Raw genomic sequence first — 18,796 nt, forward strand, 5'->3', positions numbered from 1 at the left:
CCGGGGGCGGGAGTGGGACGAGAGCCACTGCACCGCCCCGCCCATGTGCACGGTCACGCCCGTGTGCACCGCCCCGTCCGTGCACGGTGGCGCCTGTGTGCACGGTCACGCCCGTATGCACGGTGGCGCCCGTATGCACGGTGGCGCCTGAGGTGCACCACCCCGCCCGCTTGCGCCATCGCGCCGAAGCGACCCACCGGCCCGGGACCGCGCGCCTCGCTCCGGTGACCCATCTCACCGGGGTGACGCACGCCACCAGGGTGCTCACGCGCTTCGTGGTGGGCTGGGCCACCGAGCGGCTCACATGTTTGCGGTGACGCGCGCCACCTCCGCGCCCACGTGAGCTTTCTCATGCGCGGTCGCCCGCCCCCGGTCCCCGCCCCGGCGCTCCCCGCCGGATCCGTGACGGGACGCGGCTTATGGCCGGGCGGACGCGGCCCGCGACCCGGCGCACGACCGGCGCATGAAGGCGGGCGGTCGCGGTACGCCATTCCGTTTCCCCGCCGCGGCCCGCTATCGTCCCGGTCTGGCGGTTCGTCGTTCGTCGTCCCGCCGCACCCTCGGGGGGAGGGAAGGAAACCCGAACCGATGCCCGTACCCGAACCGCAGGAGCAGACCCCGCTCGCTGCGGAGCCCTCCCCCGCCACCGGCCTCACCCTCCTGGTGATCGAGGACGACCCCGCGGGCACCTTCACCGTCCCCGAACTTCCGGCCTCGGCGAGCACCCGGATACGTGTCCGGACCGCCCGCAACCTGACCGAGGCGGACCGGCTCCTCACGGACGACGTGGACTGCATCCTGCTGGACCTGGCCCTGCCGTCCGGCGCCGAGGCACGAGCCGCCCGCGCCGGAAACGTCCGCGGAACGACCGGGTCCGCCCAGGGAGCGACGGGCCCCGCACAGGCCGCGGGAGCCGACGGCGCGAGCGTGGACGCGCTCGCCACACTCCGGCACGTCCTGCGACTGGCCCCACGCCACGCCGTCCTCGCCCTGACCGCACGGGACGACACCGAGCTGGCCGCCGAGGCGGTACGGGTCGGCGCCCAGGACTACCTCTTCCGCGGCGAACTCGACGGGCGGCTGCTCAGCCGCGCCATCCGGTACGCCGTCGAACGCAAGCGCGCCGACCTCGCACAGCACCAGCTCACCGAGTCCCGGCTGCGCGCCCAGGAGAACGCCCGTCTCGAACGCGGCCTGCTCCCCACCCCGCTGCTCGCGGGCTCCGACCTGCGCTTCGCGGCCCGCTACCGCCCCGGCCGCAGCCGCGCGCTGCTCGGCGGCGACTTCTACGACACGGTCCGCACCCCGGACGGAACCGTCCACGCGATGATCGGCGACGTCTGCGGTCACGGCCCGGACGAAGCGGCGCTCGGTGTCGAACTGCGCATAGCGTGGCGGGCGTTGACCTTTGCCGGACTCTGCGGCGACGAGCTGCTCGCCACGCTCCAGCAGGTCCTGGAGCACGAACGGCAGAGCGAGGAGGTCTTCGCGACGCTCTGCGCCGTCGACATCGCCCCCGACGGCCGGCGCGCCGGTCTCTGCATCGCGGGCCATCCCGCCCCGCTGCTCGCCCGGCGCGGACGGGCCGCGCATCTGCTCCCGTACGAGGACGGCGGACCGGCCCTGGGCCTGCTGCCGCGGGCCCGGTGGCCGCGTCGGCAGGTGGACCTCGGCGGCTCCTGGAGCCTCATGATGTACACGGACGGGCTGATCGAAGGACGCGTCGGCGAGGGCACCCGACGGCTCGGCCAGGACGGCATGGTCGCGATGATCAATCAGCAGCTGGCCGAGGGACTCACCGGCGAGGACCTGCTGGAGGCCGCGGTCACCCGCGTGCGTCAGCTGAACGGCGACGAGCTGACCGACGACGTGGCGGTCCTGCTGCTCGACCGCGACCAGGAACGGATCCGCCGGTACGCGGGATCCGGCCTGGGCGCGTGCACCAGCCGTGGTCCGGCCCCGTACTCCGACCCCTATGCCGCCCCCTGTTCCGACCACGGCCCGGGCGGCGGACGGAACCCGAACGACGGCCGGAGCCCGAGCGGTGACCGGACTCCGAGCGGTGGCCCGAACGGGGGCGGGGGCCGGGCCATGAACATCCCGCGCCCCCGCCCCGGATCGGCCTCACCCACGGACGCGGCGAGCGCCGCGTCCGGTCAGCGCCCGCCGTTGTAAGGCCCGTACGGCCCGTCGCTGCTGGAACCGCCGCGCCTGCCGCCACCCGAGACCGCCCTGAGCGCGGGCCGCACGTCCACCAGGAACACGATGGACGCGACCAGACCGGCGAGCTGGAGGAACAGCATGGGCACGAAGAGATTCACGGCGACGGCGACACCGAGGATGATGAGCCAGAAGGACTTCTGCTGCTTGTCCGCGGCCCGGTAGGCGTCATCACGGGCCATCGCCGCCATGACCAGTGCGACCACGGCCAGGACGAGCATGGCCATGTAGAGCAGCCAGATGAGTGTGCTGAATCCTGTGAGCAACATGGTGTGCACCGCCTAGTCGATGGATGAGCCCCTCGCGGCCAAGGTACCGGGGCAACGTGCCGGGCACCCCGAAAAATGCCCGCCCCGGCCGCCGGTACACGCGGCGGTGCCACGGCACCGCAGCCTGCGGCCCGTGGCACCGGGGGTCCTGTTTCACGCGGGGGTTCCGCTTCGAACCGGGGTTCTGCCTCGCCCCGGGAATCCTGCCTCGCCCCGGGGGCCCTACTTCGCGCTCGGCGGAGGCGTCCGCTTGGCAGCGGGCTTGCGCGCGGGCGCCTTCTTGGCGGACGCGGCCGGAGCCTTGCCCTCCGCCCCCGCGGCCTTCGGGGCGGGCGCCGCCTTGGCCTGTCCCGCCCGGTCGGCCGACGCCGTCCGTGAGGTGCCCGTGGTCCCGGCGGACCTGGTACCCGCGGGCCTGGTCCCCGCAGACGCGGTCCCGGCCGGCTTGGCGCCCGCGGACCCGGTCGCAGTGGCGTTGGCGCCGTTCGCCTTGGCGCTGTTCGCCTTGGTTCCGGTCGCGTTGGTACCGGTCGTCCTGGTCCCGGCCGACTTGGACTCCTTGCGCGGCTCGACGACGACGGCGATCTCGACGATCTCGTCGGCCGTCTCGCCCCGCCAGTTCCGCACGGTCCGCTCGCCGCGCTCGGCGACCTTCTCGTACGTCTCCCGGGCCCGCACCGCGTACTCCGCCGCCACGCCCAGGCTGCGCATCGCGAGGTCCTGGGCACTCTCGCCCAGCTTCCGCAGATCGCTGTCGAACGCCCCGATCACCTCGCCGACCTTGGCCTGCACGGTGGCCTGTGCCTCCTTGGCCTGGGCCGCCATCTTCTCCTGCACGGCCTTGGGGTCGGTGTTGCGCATCGCCTCGATGCGCTCCGGCGCCTCGGCACGCAGCTGCTCGATCAGCGCCGGAACCTTGCGCGCCTGCTCGACGGCGAGGTCGGCCGTACCGGCGGCGAAGTAGAGGGGGGTCGGGTCGGTGAGGGTCTTGCGCAGGTCATCGGTGATGGGCATGACTGTGGTCCTCCCGGATCATCAGACTCAGTGTGAGGGTTTTGAGGGTTTTGGCTTCGAAGCCGGGCCGGCGCCCTCCCCGTCGTCGCCCGCGTGCGGGCCGTCGGTGCCGTCACCGGATCCAGGTCCGGGCTCGAAGCCGTTCTCCTTGCGGAAGGCGTCGTAGATCTGCAGCAGCACGCTCTTCTGCCGCTCGCTGATGAACGGATCGGACAGGATCGACGCCCGCGTCTCCGACTCCTCCCGCTCCCGCTCCTCCAGAATCCCGGCCCGTACGTACAGGGTCTCGGCGGAGATCCGCAGCGCCTTGGCGACCTGCTGCAGGACCTCGGCGCTCGGCTTGCGCAGCCCGCGCTCGATCTGGCTGAGGTAGGGGTTGGACACCCCGGCGGCATCGGCGAGCTGCCGCAACGACAACTGCGCGTTGCGCCGCTGTTCGCGCAGGTACTCACCGAGATTGCCGACGTTGAGCGATGCCATGTCCCGATGGTGCGCCCACTCGCTAACTTTTGCAAGCACCCGCTTGCAAAAGTGCATCGTGTCACGGGTGCGACCGGCATCAATGTGACGCGCACGAGTGACTGGACGCGGAGGTCGTCACCCGGGCCCCGCATCCGTCGCACGGCGCGACCCGTGACGGGCGGCCCTCGGAACCAGGGCGGGTGACGACCGTCTCGCCCAGCAGGCGAAAGGCATCCGCTCAGTCGAGGACCGCGGTGGCTTCGATCTCGACGAGATGGTCGGGAACGTCCAGTGCCGCCACGCCCAGCAGCGTGGCCGGCGGGACCGGGGCGGCGCCCAGCTTCGCGGCCGCCCGGGAGATCCCCTCCAGGAGCAGCGGCATCTTGTCGGGGGTCCAGTCGACGACGTGGACGGTCAGCTTCGCCACGTCGTCGAAGGAACCACCGGCTGCGGCCAGGGCGGTACCGATGTTGAGGTAACACTGTTCGACCTGGGCGGCGAGGTCGCCTTCGCCGACCGTGGCCCCCTCGGCATCCCAGGCGACCTGCCCGGCGATGAAGACGAGTTTCGCCCCGGATGCGATCGACACCTGCCGATAGACGTCGACCTCGGGCAGTCCACCGGGGTTCAGCAGCGTGACGGCCATGTCGGCCACCTCCTTGTCATGAGGGACGGTCTCGTCCCCCGTGGTCTCTTGTGGTTACTGAGAAACCGTAGGAGAGTGGCCGCTGACATGGAAGAACGCACTTTTCGGTGACAGGGGAACCCCATGGTGACCAAGCAGTTCAAGGGCTCGCCCGAGGACGAAGCAGACCTGACCCGCGCGGACTCGTTGGCGCGGGAGATCTTCTCGGACGTCGCCAACAAGTGGGCGCTCCTGATCATCGAGGCGGTGGGTGACCGCACTCTGCGCTTCACCGAGTTGCGCGACGAGGTCGAAGGCATCAGCCACAAGATGCTCACCCAGAACCTGCGCATGCTGGAGCGCAACGGCCTGGTCGAACGATGCGTGCATCCCACCGTGCCGCCGCGGGTCGAGTACACCCTCACGGAGCCGGGCCGGGCCCTGCGAGCGACGGTCGCCGGTATGTGCGACTGGACCCACCGGTACCTCGGTCACATCGAGAACGCCCGGCGCGACTTCGACGCCTGACGGCTGGATCACTCGCGTACGCGACCGTCGGGCGGCCCGAGGCGCCGCTCCGCACCCCGGACGACCGCACCCCGGGCGACCGTCCCCGGACGACCGCACCCCAGGGCCCCGCGCCACGGGTGAGCGCATCGCAGGGGACCGTGCCGCAGGTGAACCGCGTCGCAAGTGACGACACGTCGATGTCAGTGGCATCGGCGATGATCGCGGCATGACCACGACCGCCGCCGATCGCATGTGGTTCGAGGAGCGTTTCCCCGAACTCACGGCAGCGTATTGCTTCACCTCGATGCAGGGCCTGTCGCCCGCCGAGGTGCTGCGCCGCCTCGAAGGGCGTGCGGACCGTGGCAGCGCCCGGGTCGTCCATGACACCGCCGCCGCAGCGGAGTCGACGGCGCCTGGCGCGAATTCAGGATGAGGCACGACGCAGCAGGTTCACCTGCACTCGACATTCGGCGAGACGCAACACAACACAACACGGCATGGGGCGGCTTCGACGACACATGCTCCGACCGGCGGTACGGACCGTCGCGGCGGGCAGTGCCCGACCCGCCGCCCGCCGACGAATCGAAGAGCGGGAGAAGATCAATGGGTGTACTGACCGACTATTTCCGCGCGGTGGATGCCGCATCGGTCGTCCAGGCGCTTGAGCAGACGGATGGTGCGTCCCCGCTCTACGCGGAACCATCCGTGTTCGACGGGGTCGAAGCCAAGCACGTGGATCCGTCCGTCGTCCTGGGTCAGCTGATCGCGGCCGTCCAGCAGACCGAGTGGCGGGTGGACCTGGTGGGCGAGACGACCGTGTGGCCGACTTCCCCGGCACCGGGCCCGGAGGGCCCCGAGACCGACGACGATCCCTGGGTGACGGGACCGTGGGTGTCACAGCTCGATCCCCTGGTACGGGACGCCCTGGCGGGAGTACACGACTCCGAAATACCGGCCATCGCCGCGAGGTGGGTGCAGGCGGAGGAGTTGCGGGAAGCCCGCGCCGAAGACATGCGGCCGTTGGTCGAATCGCTCGTCCTGCTCGCCAGGCGGGCTCACGACGCCGGTGATCAGCTCTACTGCTGGATGTTGTTGTGAGCTCGCCCGGTACTCGCCCCCTCACGCGTCACGCGTGGCCGCGACAGCGGCGGCCAGGAGGTCGGCGAGGTCGTCCGGCCACGGGGTGCGGGGTACGGGGGCGGGTGACGGCGAGGACCTCCCGCTCGGGGCGGTGGGAGGCCGTCGACGCGGTGGAGCGGCCGGGTCCGGTCGCGCCGGCCGCCGACCACGGAGGCGGGTACGAATCCGACCGCCAGGCCGGGGAGACCACCACCGAGCAGAGAAAGGACCGGGGAAGCACGGATCCCCTGCCCGGCCTCCGCCTTGACCTTCACCCTGGGGAAAGCCACAGCATCGGTGGGGCCGGGCCAGAAGCCCGGCACGAGGAGGAGCGGGCATGGAGCTGCTGACCATCGGGGCGTTCGCGAAGGCGTCCCGGCTGTCGCCGAAGGCCCTGCGCCTGTACGACGAACTCGGCCTGCTGCCACCCGCGCGCGTCGATCCGGTGACCGGCTACCGCCTCTACGCGCCGCGCCAACTGGAGCGGGCCCGACTGGTCGCCTGGCTGCGACGCCTGGGAATGCCGCTCGCTCGCATCCGGCACGTCTGCACCCTGGACGCGGCCGGAGCGGCCCAGGAGGTCCGCGCGTTCCGGGCCCGGTTCGAGGCCGAGACCGCCGCGCGGCGGGACCTCGCCGCCTTCCTCGTCGACCAGCTGACCGGAAAGGACCCCGCCATGTCACCGACCACGACCACCGAGCCCCTGGCAATCCGTTACGCCGCGCTCTCCGACACCGGACGCGTCCGCGGGAACAACCAGGACACCGCCTACGCGGGAGGCCGGCTGCTCGCCGTCGCCGACGGCTTCGGCCGTGCGGGCGCCTCCGCGAGTGCCGCCGCCGTCGACGCGTTCCGGCACCTCGAAACCGGCGGTGTCCCGGCGGGCGATCTCCTCAACGTCCTGGCGGACGCCGTCGAACGGGCCGAGCGGGCGGTACGGGGCGTCACCGCCACGGGTCCCGCGCCGGACGAAACCGGCACCACGCTCACCGCGATGCTCTGGACGGGCTCGCGGCTGGCCCTCGTCCACATCGGCGACTCCCGCGCCCATCTCCTGCGCGACGGCGAGTTGTTCCGGATCACGCACGACCACACCGTGGTGCAGGCGTTGATCGACGAGGGGCGCATCGGCCCGGAGGAGGCCGACTCCCACCCGCAGCGCTCACTGCTGATCCGGGCGCTGGGCCGGGGAACCGACGGCACCCCCGACATGCGCCTGCACGAAGCCCGCGCCGGGGACCGCTACCTGCTCTGCTCCGACGGCCTGTCCGCGGTGGTCGGCACCGAGGAGATGCGCCAGGTCCTCACCACGGTCGACGAACCGGAACCGGCCGTACGGGAACTCGTCTCACTGGCCAACCGCTCCGGCGGCCCCGACAACATCAGCTGCGTCGTCGCGGACGTCGTGGAGGCGCACCGGTAGGGGGCGAGCCGACGCTCCGCCTCCCGCCCCGGGCCCCATTCCCTGTCTCCGTTCCCTGTCTCCGTTCCCGGTCTCCCCCCGTGCTCCCGGAGTCCGTGTCGGCCGCACGGCGGGCGGCGTTCGAAGACAGGGATTACGGGACAGCCCTTAGGATCCGGCCCATGGCTATCGACCCCGGCTACACCTGCTCCTGCTGCGGTGAACACCACGCGGAACTCCCGATGGGGTACTCGACCATGGCGCCCGACGTCTGGGACGCGAGCCTGGAGAGCGATCCCGACAGCATGCTCTCCTCGGAACAGTGCGTCGTCAGGAACGAGCACTTCTTCATCAAGGGCCTGATCGAGATACCCGTCCTCGGCAGCGAGGAGCCCTTCTCCTGGGGTGTGTGGGTCTCGCTCAGCCGGACGAACTTCGCACGCGCCCTCGATGTGTGGGAGACCCCGGGGCGCGAGGCCGAGCAGCCCTACTTCGGCTGGCTGAGCACCGAGTTGGGGCTGTACTCGCCCCGCACGACCAGTCTCAAGACGAACGTGCACACCCGCCCCATCGGCCGACGCCCCGCCGTCGAGCTGGAACCCACCGACCACCCCCTCGCCATCGAACAGCGCACCGGCATCACACGCGACCGGGTGCGGGCGATCGCCGAAGCGGTGCTGCACGGCACGGACCTGAGCGGCTGATCGCCGAGCGCCCGCGCTCACGCACCCGGCGCTCAGCGTGCGCGCACTCGCTCACGCACTCACGCATTCACGCACTCACGCACTCACCGCACTCACCGCACTCACGCGTCTGAACGAGCGGTCCCCCGGCCGACTCCGGGGCTGCTCCGGGGCGACTCCGGGCCGGTTCCACGGCCGACTGCTCACCGGCTCCGTGCCCGGCGCTCCTCACCGGTCGATCCCCGAGCGCAGCTGCTCGAACGCGACCTCGGCGTCCGCGACCGCTTCCGGGTACGCCCGGTCCGCGCTCATGCCCGCGTCGATCCGCCGCCAGTTCTCCTCGGCCAGGACGCGGAGCACGGTGTTGATCTGGCCCGCGGCCAGCCGGTCCGGCATCCGGTCGCCGAGCGCGTGGGCGAGCACCGCCTCCGAACGCCTCTGGTAGCCGAACAGCCGCGCCACCAGCGACGGAGTCCCGTACAGCAGCCGCAGGTACACCAGTACCTGCGGCGCGTCGCACAGCCCGGTCACCGGGTCGCGCCGCTCCAGGCCGTCGAGGAAGTGGCGGCGCAGGGCATCCAGGGGGGATTCGTCGTCCGCGCGGGCGGCGACCACGCGGGCCGACTCGTCCTCGTGGTCGGCGAACCGGTGCAGCACCAGGTCCTCCTTGGTCGGGAAGTACCGGAACAGCGTCGGCTTGGAGATGTCCGCGGCCGCCGCCACCTCCGCGACCGAGACCTTGTCGAAACCCCGCTCCAGGAACAGCGCGATCGCGGTCTCCGAGACCGCCTGATACGTCAGCTGCTTCTTCCGCTCACGCAGGCTCATCGGCGCGTGCAGCGCATGGGAGGTCTGGGGCGTGTCCTCCGGGCGGCCCCGACGGCCCCCGTGCGCCGTGTGCGCCACTGCCCCGGGGCCGGGATTCTCTCCGCTCATGACCATGAAGGGTACGCCTCGGCCCCGAGCGGACTCGACGCCCGAGCCCGGCCACCGCGCGCACGTCGGACACCCCCTGCGGACCCGCCCGCGCGCACGGAGCGCCTCCGCCGCCGGGCGTCAGAACATGTCCGGGCACCACGCCCGCCGCGCCGCCCGGAACATCCCCTCCGCCGTCGCCACCGCCCCCGGTGTCCGTTCCTCGATACGGCCGAGGGCCGCCAGCCGGGCCGGGGACTCGTCGCCCAGGTAGAGCGTCCCCAACTCCCGTACGTCCAGGGCGATGTCGGCGTCCCGCGTGGTGGGGGCGCAGGTCGCGCCGGACGGGGAGGCGTCCAGGCGGTAACGGCCGCCGGCCAGGCCGGCCGCGTCGTGGATGTCCAGGATCAGCGTGCCGGGCACGGCGTAGGTGCGGGCCTCCAGGGCGCGTACGACGTCGAGGACGCGCACCCACAGCCAGTCCGCGTGGGTCACGACCCGGGCCGCGCGCGGGTCCGGGAGGAGGAGGGGAAGCAGGTCGTCGGGGGCGCGGTAGCCGGTACGGACCGTGGTGATCCAGTCGATCGAGCAGACGAAGTGCCACAGCGCGCGCTCCGCGGCCGGGGTGACGGCGATGTGCTCGACGACCGTGGCCCGGTTCAACGGCTGCTTGGCGTCGCTCCAGCGGTCGTCGGCGCGGTAGGCCATCAGGCCGTCGGGCTCGCCGTCCGCGTCCCGGTGGACCGCGTAGAAGGGTTCCGTCCAGGGCTCGGGACGGGGCCGGTTCTCGCCGGTGGTCAACTCCCACCAGCGCGCGTCGCGGTTGATGGCCCCGTGCCGACGGGCGCGCAGCCGGTCGTGGATCGCCGGGCCCAGCTTCCGTACCTCCGCGCCCGTCACCAGGTCGATCCGGCCGCCGTCCGCCGCGGAAGGGACGGGTCGGCGCAGGTCGAGGCCCGACCGGGACACGTCGATCTCCCACTCGGTGGTCCACGTCGCCGGGCCGAAGCCGTACCGCCCGTAGATCGGGTACTCGGCGGCGATCAGCGTGGCGACCACCTCGCCGCGTTCCTTCGCCGCCGTCAGGTCGTCGGCCACCATCCGGCCGAGCAGTCCGCGGCGGCGGTGCGTGGGCGAGACCGTGACGTTGGAGATGGCGTCGGCGCGCACCGCGGCACCGCCGACGGCGGTGAGTTCCTGTGCGAACGAGCGGAACGTGGCCACGCACCGCCCGTCGTCGAACACGCCTCGCGTGCGTGAGAGGTCGGTGTGCAGAAGGCGGTTGCCGATCTCCTGCTCCGTCACGGTCGGCGGGCGCAGGAAGCCGGTGTTCACGGACCGCAACCAGTCGGGGAAGTCGGACTCGTCGAGAGTTCGGAGATCAAGAGGCATGAGCCCACGCTAGGCATTCCGATCACGGACTGTCGCCGCGTTTTTCCCTCGGTGCCGGGACAAGGTCCGGTCGGCTCGGGTTCCCGTCCCGGCACCGCCCCTTACCCGGATATCGGACGCGGACATCCGTCCGGGCGTGTCCGTTCAGAACGCCGCGCGGATCTCGCCGACCTCGTCGCCGCCGCCCAGCAGCGGGGCGTGCCCGATCCGGTCGACCACCGGGGCGTCGACGCCGAGCAGCCCCAGCGACCGGGCCAGCACCGGGCCCAGCGCGCGCCCGGCACCGTCGTCGATCTTGAAGGCGAGCGCCCGGCCGTCCGGCAGCGCCACCGCCTGCACCGCCTCCGCGCCCATCTTGGAGAGCGTGCCCGGCACCTCCCGCATCAGCCAGGTGTCGGGGCGGCGCGTCCCGGCCACGTACTCGGGATGGGCACGCATCGCGTCCCCGACCCGGCGCTCGGCCGTCCCCGGCTCCGCCAGCACGAACGAACGGAACGCCCGGGCCAGCCCCACCAGACTGATCGCCATCAGCGGCGCCCCGCACCCGTCCGTGCCGACCGCCGCGACCGGCTCGCCCGCGACCTCCTCCACCACCTGGTGGACCAGGCGCTGGAGCGGGTGCGCGGGGTCGAGGTAGGAGGTCCGGTCCCAGCCGTTCAACGCGCACGCCGCAAGCATCGCCGTGTGCTTGCCCGAGCAGTTCATGGTGATCCGCTCACGGACGTTCCCGGCGGCGAGGTACGCCTCCGCCTCGGCCGGATCCAGCGGCAGGTCGGGCGGGGTCCGCAGGTCGCCGGGCGTCAGCCCGTGCTCGGCGAGCATGGTACGGACGAGATCGAGGTGGAAGCCCTCCCCCGAGTGGCTCGCGGCGGCCAGCGCCAGCCGCTCGCCGGACAGGTCGAGTCCGGCCCGCAGCACGGCAGCGGCCTGCATCGGCTTGTTGGCGGAACGCGGAAAGACGGGGGCCGCCGGATCGCCCAGGGCCCGTTCCACACTGCCGTCCGCGGCCAGCACGACCAGCGAGCCGCGATGGCCGCCCTCCACGAAGCCGGACCGTACGACCTCGGCCAGGACCGGATGGGCGTCCGGGCGGACGGGGGATATGCCGGACGGGGCGGCGGGGGCGGAGGAGACGGCGCTGGGGGTCATGGTGGCCTTCCGGGGACGGTGCGGATCCGCCCCCGGAAGGATCGCTTCAGGCGAGCAGATCGTCTACTTGTGCTTCTCCGTCACGGTACCTGCGGGCGATCTCGGCACCGCAATCGTCAGCCGTGCGTTGCAGCTGGTGGCGGCGCCGGGAGACCTGCTGCTCATAACGGACCAGGCGCCCCATCGCGGCGTGCAGCTCCTCGTCCGTACGGGCGTCGAGGTCGGAGAGTTCGACCTCGGCGAGCGTCTCGGCCGCCAGTTGGCGGTACTCGTCGCTGCGGGGCGTGGTGAGCGTGACGTGCCGGGCGGAGGAGCGGTGCCGGGACGGGGTATCGGCGAGGATCTCCGAGAGCCGGTCCACCACCGGCGCCTCCGGATCCAGCCGCCGGGCCAGCTCGGCCCGCAGGATGTCGATCCGCCCCTGGACCAGTCGCCGCACGTAGCTGAGGTCGGCCTCGTCGCGCTGCGAGTCGCGGCGCAGCGTGCGCAGCTCCGCCAGCCGCAGACCGCCCAGCTCGGGCCGCGGCCCGGCGGGCGGGGCGTCCACACCCGCGTGACCGGTCCGCTGTACGGGTGGGCGCATGGTGCTGGTGCCGCCGTCGCCGTCGCCATTGCCGTCGCACGTGAACGGCACGGCGCCGGAGGACCGCCCGGTTCCATAGGTGCTCATGCTTGTGTCCATCCCCTCGACCGGTGCGTCGGCACACCGCCTTGCGAGCATGGTGCCACTCCAGTGGCCCTGTGTGGGCGCTCTGTACCCGTTCAGCCCAAGGCGGGCTTGGCCAAGTTAGGTTGGTCCGTATGCGTGCAGTGATACAGCGGGTGGACGGCGCGAAGGTGACGGTGGCCGACGGCTCGGGCGCGTCGGACGGGCCCGAGGTGGTCGGCGAGATCGTCGGCGAGGGGCTGTGTGTGCTGGTGGGGGTCACCCACGGCGACACTCCGGAAAAGGCGGCCCAGCTCGCCCGCAAGCTCTGGTCGGTCCGCATTCTAGAGGGCGAGAAGTCCTGCTCGGATGTGAATGCACCGCTTCTGGTGATTTCGCAGTTCACCCTCTACGGGGACGCCAGGAAGGGCCGTCGGCCCACCTGGAACGCCGCCGCGCCGGGTGAGGTCGCCGAACCGCTGGTCGACGAGGTGGTGGCGCAGTTGCGGGCGCTAGGGGCGCATGTGGAGACGGGCCGGTTCGGGGCGGAGATGCGGGTCTCGCTCACGAACCACGGCCCGTTCACCGTCATCGTCGAGGTCTGATCCCGGTCCCGGCCGGGACCGACCGGGACGGACCGATCCCGACGCGGGCGCGTCGGGATGGCACGGCACGGGCCCGGCTGCGGGCGCGTCGGGATGGCACGGCACGGGCCCGGCAGCGGACGCGGGCCGGGCCCCCTCCGGCCCCGATACGAGCGCGTCCGTGGTGCGCCCCGGCCCCGAGACGAACGTGCCCAGGCGGGGGCGCCCGGTCGGTCGGTCCTACGGCTCCACGACGACTTCCTGCGCGGCGGCCGTGTCCCCCGCGAGCAGTTCCGCGTCCACCGCGACGTTCCGCTTGACCAGGGCGAGCGCGATCGGCCCCAGCTCGTGGTGGCGGGCGGACGTGGTGATGAAGCCCAGCTGCCGGCTCTCGGGGCCGTCCGCGGCGAGCCGCACGGGGGTGCCGTGTCCGGGCAGGACGACCTCGCTGCCGTCGAGATGCAGGAAGACCAGCCGGCGCGGCGGCCTGCCCAGGTTCTGCACCCGGGCCACGGTCTCCTGCCCCCGGTAGCAGCCCTTCTGGAGGTGGACGGCGGTACCGATCCAGCCCACCTCGTGGGGAATGGTGCGGTGGTCGGTCTCGAAGCCGAGACGCGGGCGGTGCGCCTCGACGCGGAGCGCCTCGTACGCCAGGATCCCGGCGAGCGGGCCGTGCGCGGCCGCGTACTCCTCCAGGTCGGCGCGGGGCAGGAACACGTCCCGGCCGTACGCCGTCTCCCGTACCGTCACGCCGTCCGGGACCTCGGCGATGGAACCGGCGGGCAGGTGCACCACGGCGAAGTCCTCGGTGCGGTCGGCGACTTCGACCCGGTAGAAGAACTTCATGGACTCCAGGTAGGCGACGAGTCCGTCCTGCGTGCCCGGCTCGGCGTGCATCCACACCGTCTCGCCGTCGTCGACGAGGTAGAGGGCGTGCTCGACGTGCCCGTTCGAGGTGAGGATCAGCGCGTCGGTGGCCTGTCCCGGGGCGAGTTCGCTGACGTGCTGGGTGACCAGTAGATGCAGCCAGGCCAGCCGGTCGCCGCCGCTGACGGTGACGACGGCACGGTGCGAGAGGTCGACGAGACCGGAACCGTCGGCAAGGGCGCGCTGCTCGCGGAACAGGTCGCCGTAGTGCGCGGCGACGCCTTCGTCGCGGCCTTCGGCGGGGACGGCGCCGGGCAGGGACAGCAGGGGGCTCTTCATGCGACCAGCGTACGACGCGGTCCCAGGGGCCCGGCGGCGGGCGTCGTCACCTTCCGACGCCCCCTTCGGCGTCACGCTCCGGCGCCGTGACCTTCCGGCGCCACCGTCGACGCCGCTTTCGCCGACGCTTCTTCCGCCGTCGCCCGCGCCGTGCACTCGGCGCATCGGCCGAAGATCGCGAAGTGCTTCATATCGGTCTCGAAACCGAAGCCGTCCTGGAGCTTCGCGGTGAACTCGGCGACCACCTCGACGTCGGCCTCGATGACGTCCGTGCAGTCGCGGCAGACCAGATGGATGTGGTGGTGGCGGTCGGCCAGATGGTACGTCGGCGCCCCGTGCCCCAGGTGGGCATGACTGACCAGGCCCAGTTCCTCAAGGAGTTCGAGCGTCCGGTAGACGGTGGAGATGTTCACCCCCGACGCGGTCCTGCGCACCTCGCAGAGGATGTCGTCGGGCGTCGCGTGCTCGAGTGTGTCGACGGCTTCCAGGACAAGCTGCCGCTGCGGCGTCAGCCGGTAGCCGCGCTTCCGGAGATCGGTCTTCCAGTCGGTGCTCACCACACGCTCAGTGTAGGTCCGGGCGGACCGCCGCCCGCGGCCGAAGACGAAAGGGCCGTGCGGCAGGGCTGGAGGACCGGTTGGAATGCGGGTCGGGTGGCGGCCGGCTGCTCGAAGCGGCCCGTTCGCGGCGGTCTGCCCGAGGCAGTGCACCGCCGCCCGCGATGCCTGCGGCCCGCTCGCGCCCGCTCGGAGCCTGCTCGAAGCGGTCTCCTCGAAGCGGTCTACTTGAAGAACGCGATGCCGTCGTCCGGCAGGTCGCCGAGGCTCTTCGCCATCGCCTCGACCTCTTCGGGGGTGACGACCTTCTTCAGATGGGCCGACATGTACGGGCGCAGCTCGACCTCGGGGGTGGCCTTCTCGCCGACCCACATCAGGTCGCTCTTGACGTAGCCGTAGAGACGCTTGCCACCGCTGTACGGGCCGGAGGCTGCAGTACGCGCCACCGCGTCGGTGGCCAGGTCGATCTGCGGCTTCTGGTCGGCCAGCTCGCCGTACCAGATCTCGACGACGCCCTGGTCGCGCACCATCACGACCTCGACCTTGCGGTCCTTGTCGATGCGCCAGTAGCCGGTCTCGGACTCCAGCGGCCTGACCTTGTTGCCATCGGAGTCGAGCACCCAGGTGTGCGAGACGTACTCCAGGAAGTCCCGGCCGTCGTGCCGGAAGGAGACCTCCTGGCCGAAGTTGCACTTCTCGGCGCCGGGGAAGTCGGAGACACCCGCGCCCGCCCAGTTGCCGAGGAGGAAGGCCAGCGGGACGAGGTCCGGGTGGAGGTCGGACGGGATCTCGATCATGAGTGGCTCAGACGATCTGTGAGGAAGGCGGGGGTGCTGGATTCCGGACGTGGCACACGCGGGTGCGGGGGTCACGGCCGCCCAGCGGGGATACCCGCACCGGGGGACGGAGGGAGGAGGGGCGGCGGTGGGCCGCTGCGGTCAGCGCTGGCCCTGGTAGAGCTTCTTCACGGTCACGCCCGCGAAGGCGAGGGTGCCGATGCAGACCAGGACCAGCAGGGCGGTGAAGAATGCCTCGAGCACGGGAACTCCTTGGGACGGGCGGTGTGGCAGCGGTACGGCGCCGGGCCCCAGCCTAATGGGTTGGGCCCCGGCACGTCGGTTCGGGGCTTGCGGGCCCGGCCGCGCACGGACGCACGGTTCGCGGTGAGCACCGCGGGACCGCGAGGTGCGGGCCCGCGCACGGGGACCGGCCGACGATTACAGTTCGAGCCATGTCGAAGAAGCTCGTGATCAAGGTGACTGCCGGTGCCGACGCGGCCGAGCGCTGCTCGCAGGCGTTCACGGTGGCCGCGGTCGCCGTCGCCAGCGGAGTGGAGGTCTCGCTCTGGCTGACCGGTGAATCCTCGTGGTTCGCCCTGCCGGGGCGCGCCGCCGAGTTCGAACTGCCGCACGCCGCGCCGCTGCCGGACCTGATCGAGTCGATCCAGGCGGGCGGGCGGATCACCCTGTGCACGCAGTGCGCGGCCCGCCGCGACATCACCGAACAGGACGTCCTGGAAGGCGTACGGATCGCGGGGGCCCAGGTCTTCGTCGGCGAGATCATGGCCGACGGCGTGCAGGCCCTCGTCTACTGACACACCCCGGCACTCGCACGCGCACCCCCGACGCCCCGTCCACGCCCCGCACGCACACGGTCATCGCCGGGCGGTGACGTTCAGTGGCGTTTCTTGCCGTCGAGCTCGTCCCACCACTCGTCGGACTGCGGATCGCCGGACGGATCGTCCCACCAGCGGTCCTCCGGCCCCCGCCGATTGGCGATCATGGCCGCGACGGGCGGAATGACCATCGCCACGAAGCACATCACTATCGCGGCGGGCATCGACCACAGCCTCACGAAGGCCCAGGCCGAGACGAAGAGGACGATGCAGCCGCCCATCATCAGGAAATAGCCACGCCGGCGTCGGGCGTACATGCTTCAAGCGTAGGTCGGTTTCCGCCGGTGCGGACAGCCCGTGCGCACACGCGGGATCCCGTCCGCACGAACACCTGAACACGCGATCGTGCGGACGTGCTCGTCGTGCCCATGGATGCGTGCCGCCGGTGCCGACAGGTTCGTGCGGACGGCGCGAAGGGCCGTACCCGCGCCAGAAGCGTCCAACCCCTGGGGTACGGCCCTTCGGCCCGTGCGAGGCGGCCTGCTCGGCCGCGCTCGTTTCGTTCCGTACGGCCCGGCCGAGCAGGCCGCCCGTACGGCGGTCAGACGGCGGTCAGACGGCGGTCAGACGGCGATGGCGACCTCGGAGAGGCCACCCGTCCGCGCCACGACCGTACGGTCGGCGCTGCCGCCCGGCACCAGGGCGCGCACCGTCCACGTGCCCTCGGCCGCGTAGAAGCGGAACTGCCCGGTCGCCGAGGTCGGAACCTCCGCGGTGAACTCGCCGGTCGAGTCCAGCAGGCGCACGTAGCCCGCGACGGGCTCGCCGTCACGCGTCACGCTGCCCTGGATGGTCGTCTCACCGGGCTTGATGGTCGAGGCGTCGGGGCCGCCGGCCTGTGCTCCACACATGGTGTCCTGTCCTTCTGGGTCGGGGTCGTACTGATCCGGGTCGTGCGGAGTCGCGGGGCTACTTGGCGGCGCCGAGCTCGATCGGCACACCCACCAGGGAGCCGTACTCGGTCCACGAACCGTCGTAGTTCTTGACGTTCTCCTGGCCGAGGAGCTCGTGCAGCACGAACCAGGTGAGCGCGGAACGCTCGCCGATGCGGCAGTAGGCGATGGTGTCCTTCGACAGGTCGACCTGCTCGGCCTCGTAGAGGGCCCTCAGCTCCTCGTCCGACTTGAAGGTGCCGTCGTCGTTGGCGTTCTTCGACCACGGGATGTTGCGGGCCGTCGGCACGTGGCCGGGGCGCTGCGACTGCTCCTGCGGGAGGTGCGCCGGGGCGAGCAGCTTGCCGCTGAACTCGTCGGGAGAACGCACGTCGACCAGGTTCGGGCCGCCGATCGCCTGCACGACGTCGTCGCGGTAGGCGCGGATCGACTGGTCCTGCGGCTTGGCCTTGTACTCGGTGGCCGGGCGGGACGGGACCTGGTCGCCGTCGACGAGGTCGCGGGAGTCCAGCTCCCACTTCTTGCGGCCGCCGTCGAGCAGGCGGACGTCCTGGTGACCGTAGAGCTTGAAGTACCAGAACGCGTAGGACGCGAACCAGTTGTTGTTGCCGCCGTACAGGACGACGGTGGTGTCGTTGGCGATGCCCTTCTCGGACAGCAGCTTCTCGAAGCCGGCCTGGTCGATGAAGTCACGGCGCACCGGGTCCTGGAGGTCCTTCGTCCAGTCGATCCGGATCGCGTTCTTGATGTGGTTCTTCTCGTACGCCGAGGTGTCCTCGTCGACCTCGACGAGAGCGACCTGCGGGTCGTCGAGGTGGGCCTCGACCCAGTCGGCGTCTACCAGGACGTCGCTGCGGCTCATTCTTTTCTCCTCCGGGGCAGTCTGCGGCGAGATGATGCGAGACGGTGCGTGTATGCGGGTGTACGGCGGGCGCGGGCCCGTGGCACACGTGCGAAGACAGCGGGATGGGGCTGGGCCCTGAAAACCGGTCGAAGGGCCGGAGAGGACGCGGGGTGCCGGAGGCTCCCGCTCAGACAGCGCGACAGAGCATGGCGGCGACGCGGCACAGGTCCACTGCCCGCCGCTTCGTGAGATCCGCCCGTCCCCACTGAGGGAGACCGCCAATAGCGCACTGCATGGGACCGATCGTAGGGACGCGCGGACGGCCATGTCACCGTTGTGTCGCATGATGAGACACGATCATCCACGATTCGGGATGCGAAAGGGCCCCCGACACTCCCCGCCCCGCTCCCCGACGGCCGACGCCCGCCACCCATCTGCGGAGCGGACACCGTCGTCTCAGCATGTGACCTGCGGGGCAGTGGCGGCGGCCGGAGCCCCGGCCCGGTCCGTTCCCGGCCGGGACTCGCCCGGATCCACCGGGACTCACCCGGGCCCACCGGGCCAGAGGGACTCGTCCGGGCCCGCCGCCGATCAGCCGGGCCCGAAGGGACGCGTCCGACCCGCCCGGTCC

General features: G+C 71.8%; 23 protein-coding genes. 8 read left to right on the plus strand and 15 right to left on the minus strand.

Annotated features, from left to right (window positions below):
* Positions 1-588 precede the first annotated feature (588 nt).
* Entirely contained in the window at positions 589-2,175 is a 1,587-nt protein-coding gene (locus tag ACFYY6_RS26345; protein WP_389195449.1) for a PP2C family protein-serine/threonine phosphatase, read from the plus strand.
* Here the strand turns inward: ACFYY6_RS26345 and ACFYY6_RS26350 are convergent.
* From ACFYY6_RS26350 to ACFYY6_RS26365, 4 genes are all read right to left on the minus strand, one after another.
* Positions 2,157-2,489 carry a DUF2516 family protein gene (locus tag ACFYY6_RS26350; protein ID WP_351520997.1) on the minus strand — a complete coding sequence of 111 codons (333 nt, stop codon included), beginning with the start codon at positions 2,487-2,489 and terminating at the stop codon, positions 2,157-2,159. The two genes, ACFYY6_RS26345 and ACFYY6_RS26350, sit on opposite strands and share 19 nt — an antisense overlap.
* Positions 2,490-2,711: 222 nt before the next feature.
* Positions 2,712-3,503, minus strand: coding sequence for a hypothetical protein (locus ACFYY6_RS26355; protein ID WP_351628415.1), 792 nt, complete (start codon positions 3,501-3,503; stop codon positions 2,712-2,714).
* A gap of 27 nt (positions 3,504-3,530) precedes the next feature.
* Complete coding sequence (locus ACFYY6_RS26360; protein WP_386608299.1) at positions 3,531-3,983, minus strand: helix-turn-helix domain-containing protein; 453 nt, start codon at positions 3,981-3,983, stop codon at positions 3,531-3,533.
* Between the two features lie 220 nt (positions 3,984-4,203).
* The gene (locus ACFYY6_RS26365) at positions 4,204-4,611 is read right to left on the minus strand and encodes a RidA family protein (RefSeq protein WP_351520991.1); all 408 of its coding nucleotides are present in this window, start codon (positions 4,609-4,611) and stop codon (positions 4,204-4,206) included.
* Between the two features lie 123 nt (positions 4,612-4,734).
* Here ACFYY6_RS26365 and ACFYY6_RS26370 point away from each other — a divergent pair, with 123 nt between their 5' ends.
* The 5 genes from ACFYY6_RS26370 to ACFYY6_RS26390 all read left to right on the plus strand — a co-directional run bounded on the left by ACFYY6_RS26370 (position 4,735) and on the right by ACFYY6_RS26390 (position 8,325).
* Positions 4,735-5,118, plus strand: a complete 384-nt coding sequence (locus ACFYY6_RS26370; protein WP_351520989.1) for a winged helix-turn-helix transcriptional regulator — start codon at positions 4,735-4,737, stop codon at positions 5,116-5,118.
* Between the two features lie 208 nt (positions 5,119-5,326).
* On the plus strand, positions 5,327-5,533 hold the full coding sequence (locus ACFYY6_RS26375; RefSeq protein WP_389195452.1) for a DUF6461 domain-containing protein: 207 nt from the start codon (positions 5,327-5,329) through the stop codon (positions 5,531-5,533).
* A 170-nt stretch (positions 5,534-5,703) separates the two neighbouring features.
* The gene (locus ACFYY6_RS26380) at positions 5,704-6,198 is read left to right on the plus strand and encodes a hypothetical protein (protein WP_388650705.1); all 495 of its coding nucleotides are present in this window, start codon (positions 5,704-5,706) and stop codon (positions 6,196-6,198) included.
* 358 nt (positions 6,199-6,556) lie between these two features.
* Positions 6,557-7,642, plus strand: a complete 1,086-nt coding sequence (locus tag ACFYY6_RS26385; protein ID WP_351628395.1) for a MerR family transcriptional regulator — start codon at positions 6,557-6,559, stop codon at positions 7,640-7,642.
* Positions 7,643-7,803: 161 nt separating this feature from the next.
* The gene (locus ACFYY6_RS26390; protein ID WP_389195455.1) at positions 7,804-8,325 is read left to right on the plus strand and encodes a DUF2199 domain-containing protein; all 522 of its coding nucleotides are present in this window, start codon (positions 7,804-7,806) and stop codon (positions 8,323-8,325) included.
* 207 nt (positions 8,326-8,532) lie between these two features.
* On the opposite strand, the gene ACFYY6_RS26395 is transcribed toward ACFYY6_RS26390, so the two are convergent.
* The 4 genes from ACFYY6_RS26395 to ACFYY6_RS26410 all read right to left on the minus strand — a co-directional run bounded on the left by ACFYY6_RS26395 (position 8,533) and on the right by ACFYY6_RS26410 (position 12,430).
* Positions 8,533-9,132, minus strand: a complete 600-nt coding sequence (locus tag ACFYY6_RS26395) for a TetR family transcriptional regulator (RefSeq protein ID WP_389195516.1) — start codon at positions 9,130-9,132, stop codon at positions 8,533-8,535.
* Between the two features lie 228 nt (positions 9,133-9,360).
* Positions 9,361-10,611 (minus strand): GNAT family N-acetyltransferase, encoded by a 1,251-nt coding sequence (locus tag ACFYY6_RS26400; protein ID WP_389195458.1) that lies wholly within the window; start codon positions 10,609-10,611, stop codon positions 9,361-9,363.
* Between the two features lie 144 nt (positions 10,612-10,755).
* On the minus strand, positions 10,756-11,760 hold the full coding sequence (locus tag ACFYY6_RS26405; RefSeq protein WP_360111129.1) for an asparaginase: 1,005 nt from the start codon (positions 11,758-11,760) through the stop codon (positions 10,756-10,758).
* A gap of 46 nt (positions 11,761-11,806) precedes the next feature.
* Positions 11,807-12,430 (minus strand): ABC transporter substrate-binding protein, encoded by a 624-nt coding sequence (locus tag ACFYY6_RS26410; RefSeq protein WP_351520971.1) that lies wholly within the window; start codon positions 12,428-12,430, stop codon positions 11,807-11,809.
* Between the two features lie 131 nt (positions 12,431-12,561).
* Here ACFYY6_RS26410 and dtd point away from each other — a divergent pair, with 131 nt between their 5' ends.
* Positions 12,562-13,011, plus strand: a complete 450-nt coding sequence (dtd, locus tag ACFYY6_RS26415) for a D-aminoacyl-tRNA deacylase (RefSeq protein WP_351520969.1) — start codon at positions 12,562-12,564, stop codon at positions 13,009-13,011.
* A 219-nt stretch (positions 13,012-13,230) separates the two neighbouring features.
* Here the strand turns inward: dtd and ACFYY6_RS26420 are convergent, their stop codons facing one another.
* The 3 genes from ACFYY6_RS26420 to ACFYY6_RS26430 form a co-directional block, all read right to left on the minus strand.
* Complete coding sequence (locus ACFYY6_RS26420) at positions 13,231-14,196, minus strand: folate-binding protein (RefSeq protein WP_351520967.1); 966 nt, start codon at positions 14,194-14,196, stop codon at positions 13,231-13,233.
* Positions 14,197-14,267: 71 nt separating this feature from the next.
* Positions 14,268-14,756: a transcriptional repressor gene (locus ACFYY6_RS26425; protein WP_351520965.1), complete on the minus strand. Its 489-nt coding sequence runs from the start codon at positions 14,754-14,756 to the stop codon at positions 14,268-14,270.
* Between the two features lie 221 nt (positions 14,757-14,977).
* Complete coding sequence (locus tag ACFYY6_RS26430; protein ID WP_351628381.1) at positions 14,978-15,550, minus strand: FABP family protein; 573 nt, start codon at positions 15,548-15,550, stop codon at positions 14,978-14,980.
* A gap of 434 nt (positions 15,551-15,984) precedes the next feature.
* On the opposite strand from ACFYY6_RS26430, the gene ACFYY6_RS26435 reads away from it, so the two are divergent.
* Complete coding sequence (locus tag ACFYY6_RS26435; RefSeq protein WP_351520961.1) at positions 15,985-16,347, plus strand: DsrE family protein; 363 nt, start codon at positions 15,985-15,987, stop codon at positions 16,345-16,347.
* A gap of 80 nt (positions 16,348-16,427) precedes the next feature.
* On the opposite strand, the gene ACFYY6_RS26440 is transcribed toward ACFYY6_RS26435, so the two are convergent.
* The 4 genes from ACFYY6_RS26440 to ACFYY6_RS26455 all read right to left on the minus strand — a co-directional run bounded on the left by ACFYY6_RS26440 (position 16,428) and on the right by ACFYY6_RS26455 (position 18,460).
* Complete coding sequence (locus tag ACFYY6_RS26440) at positions 16,428-16,685, minus strand: DUF3099 domain-containing protein (RefSeq protein WP_351520959.1); 258 nt, start codon at positions 16,683-16,685, stop codon at positions 16,428-16,430.
* A gap of 306 nt (positions 16,686-16,991) precedes the next feature.
* On the minus strand, positions 16,992-17,279 hold the full coding sequence (locus ACFYY6_RS26445) for a DUF1416 domain-containing protein (protein WP_073785773.1): 288 nt from the start codon (positions 17,277-17,279) through the stop codon (positions 16,992-16,994).
* Between the two features lie 58 nt (positions 17,280-17,337).
* The gene (locus tag ACFYY6_RS26450) at positions 17,338-18,183 is read right to left on the minus strand and encodes a sulfurtransferase (RefSeq protein WP_351520957.1); all 846 of its coding nucleotides are present in this window, start codon (positions 18,181-18,183) and stop codon (positions 17,338-17,340) included.
* Between the two features lie 169 nt (positions 18,184-18,352).
* Positions 18,353-18,460 (minus strand): putative leader peptide, encoded by a 108-nt coding sequence (locus ACFYY6_RS26455; RefSeq protein WP_351520956.1) that lies wholly within the window; start codon positions 18,458-18,460, stop codon positions 18,353-18,355.
* Between the last annotated feature and the right edge of the window lie 336 nt (positions 18,461-18,796).

Origin of the sequence: Streptomyces sp. NPDC001750 (genome assembly GCF_042892615.1) — a bacterium.
In the GTDB taxonomy this organism is placed as follows: domain Bacteria; phylum Actinomycetota; class Actinomycetes; order Streptomycetales; family Streptomycetaceae; genus Streptomyces.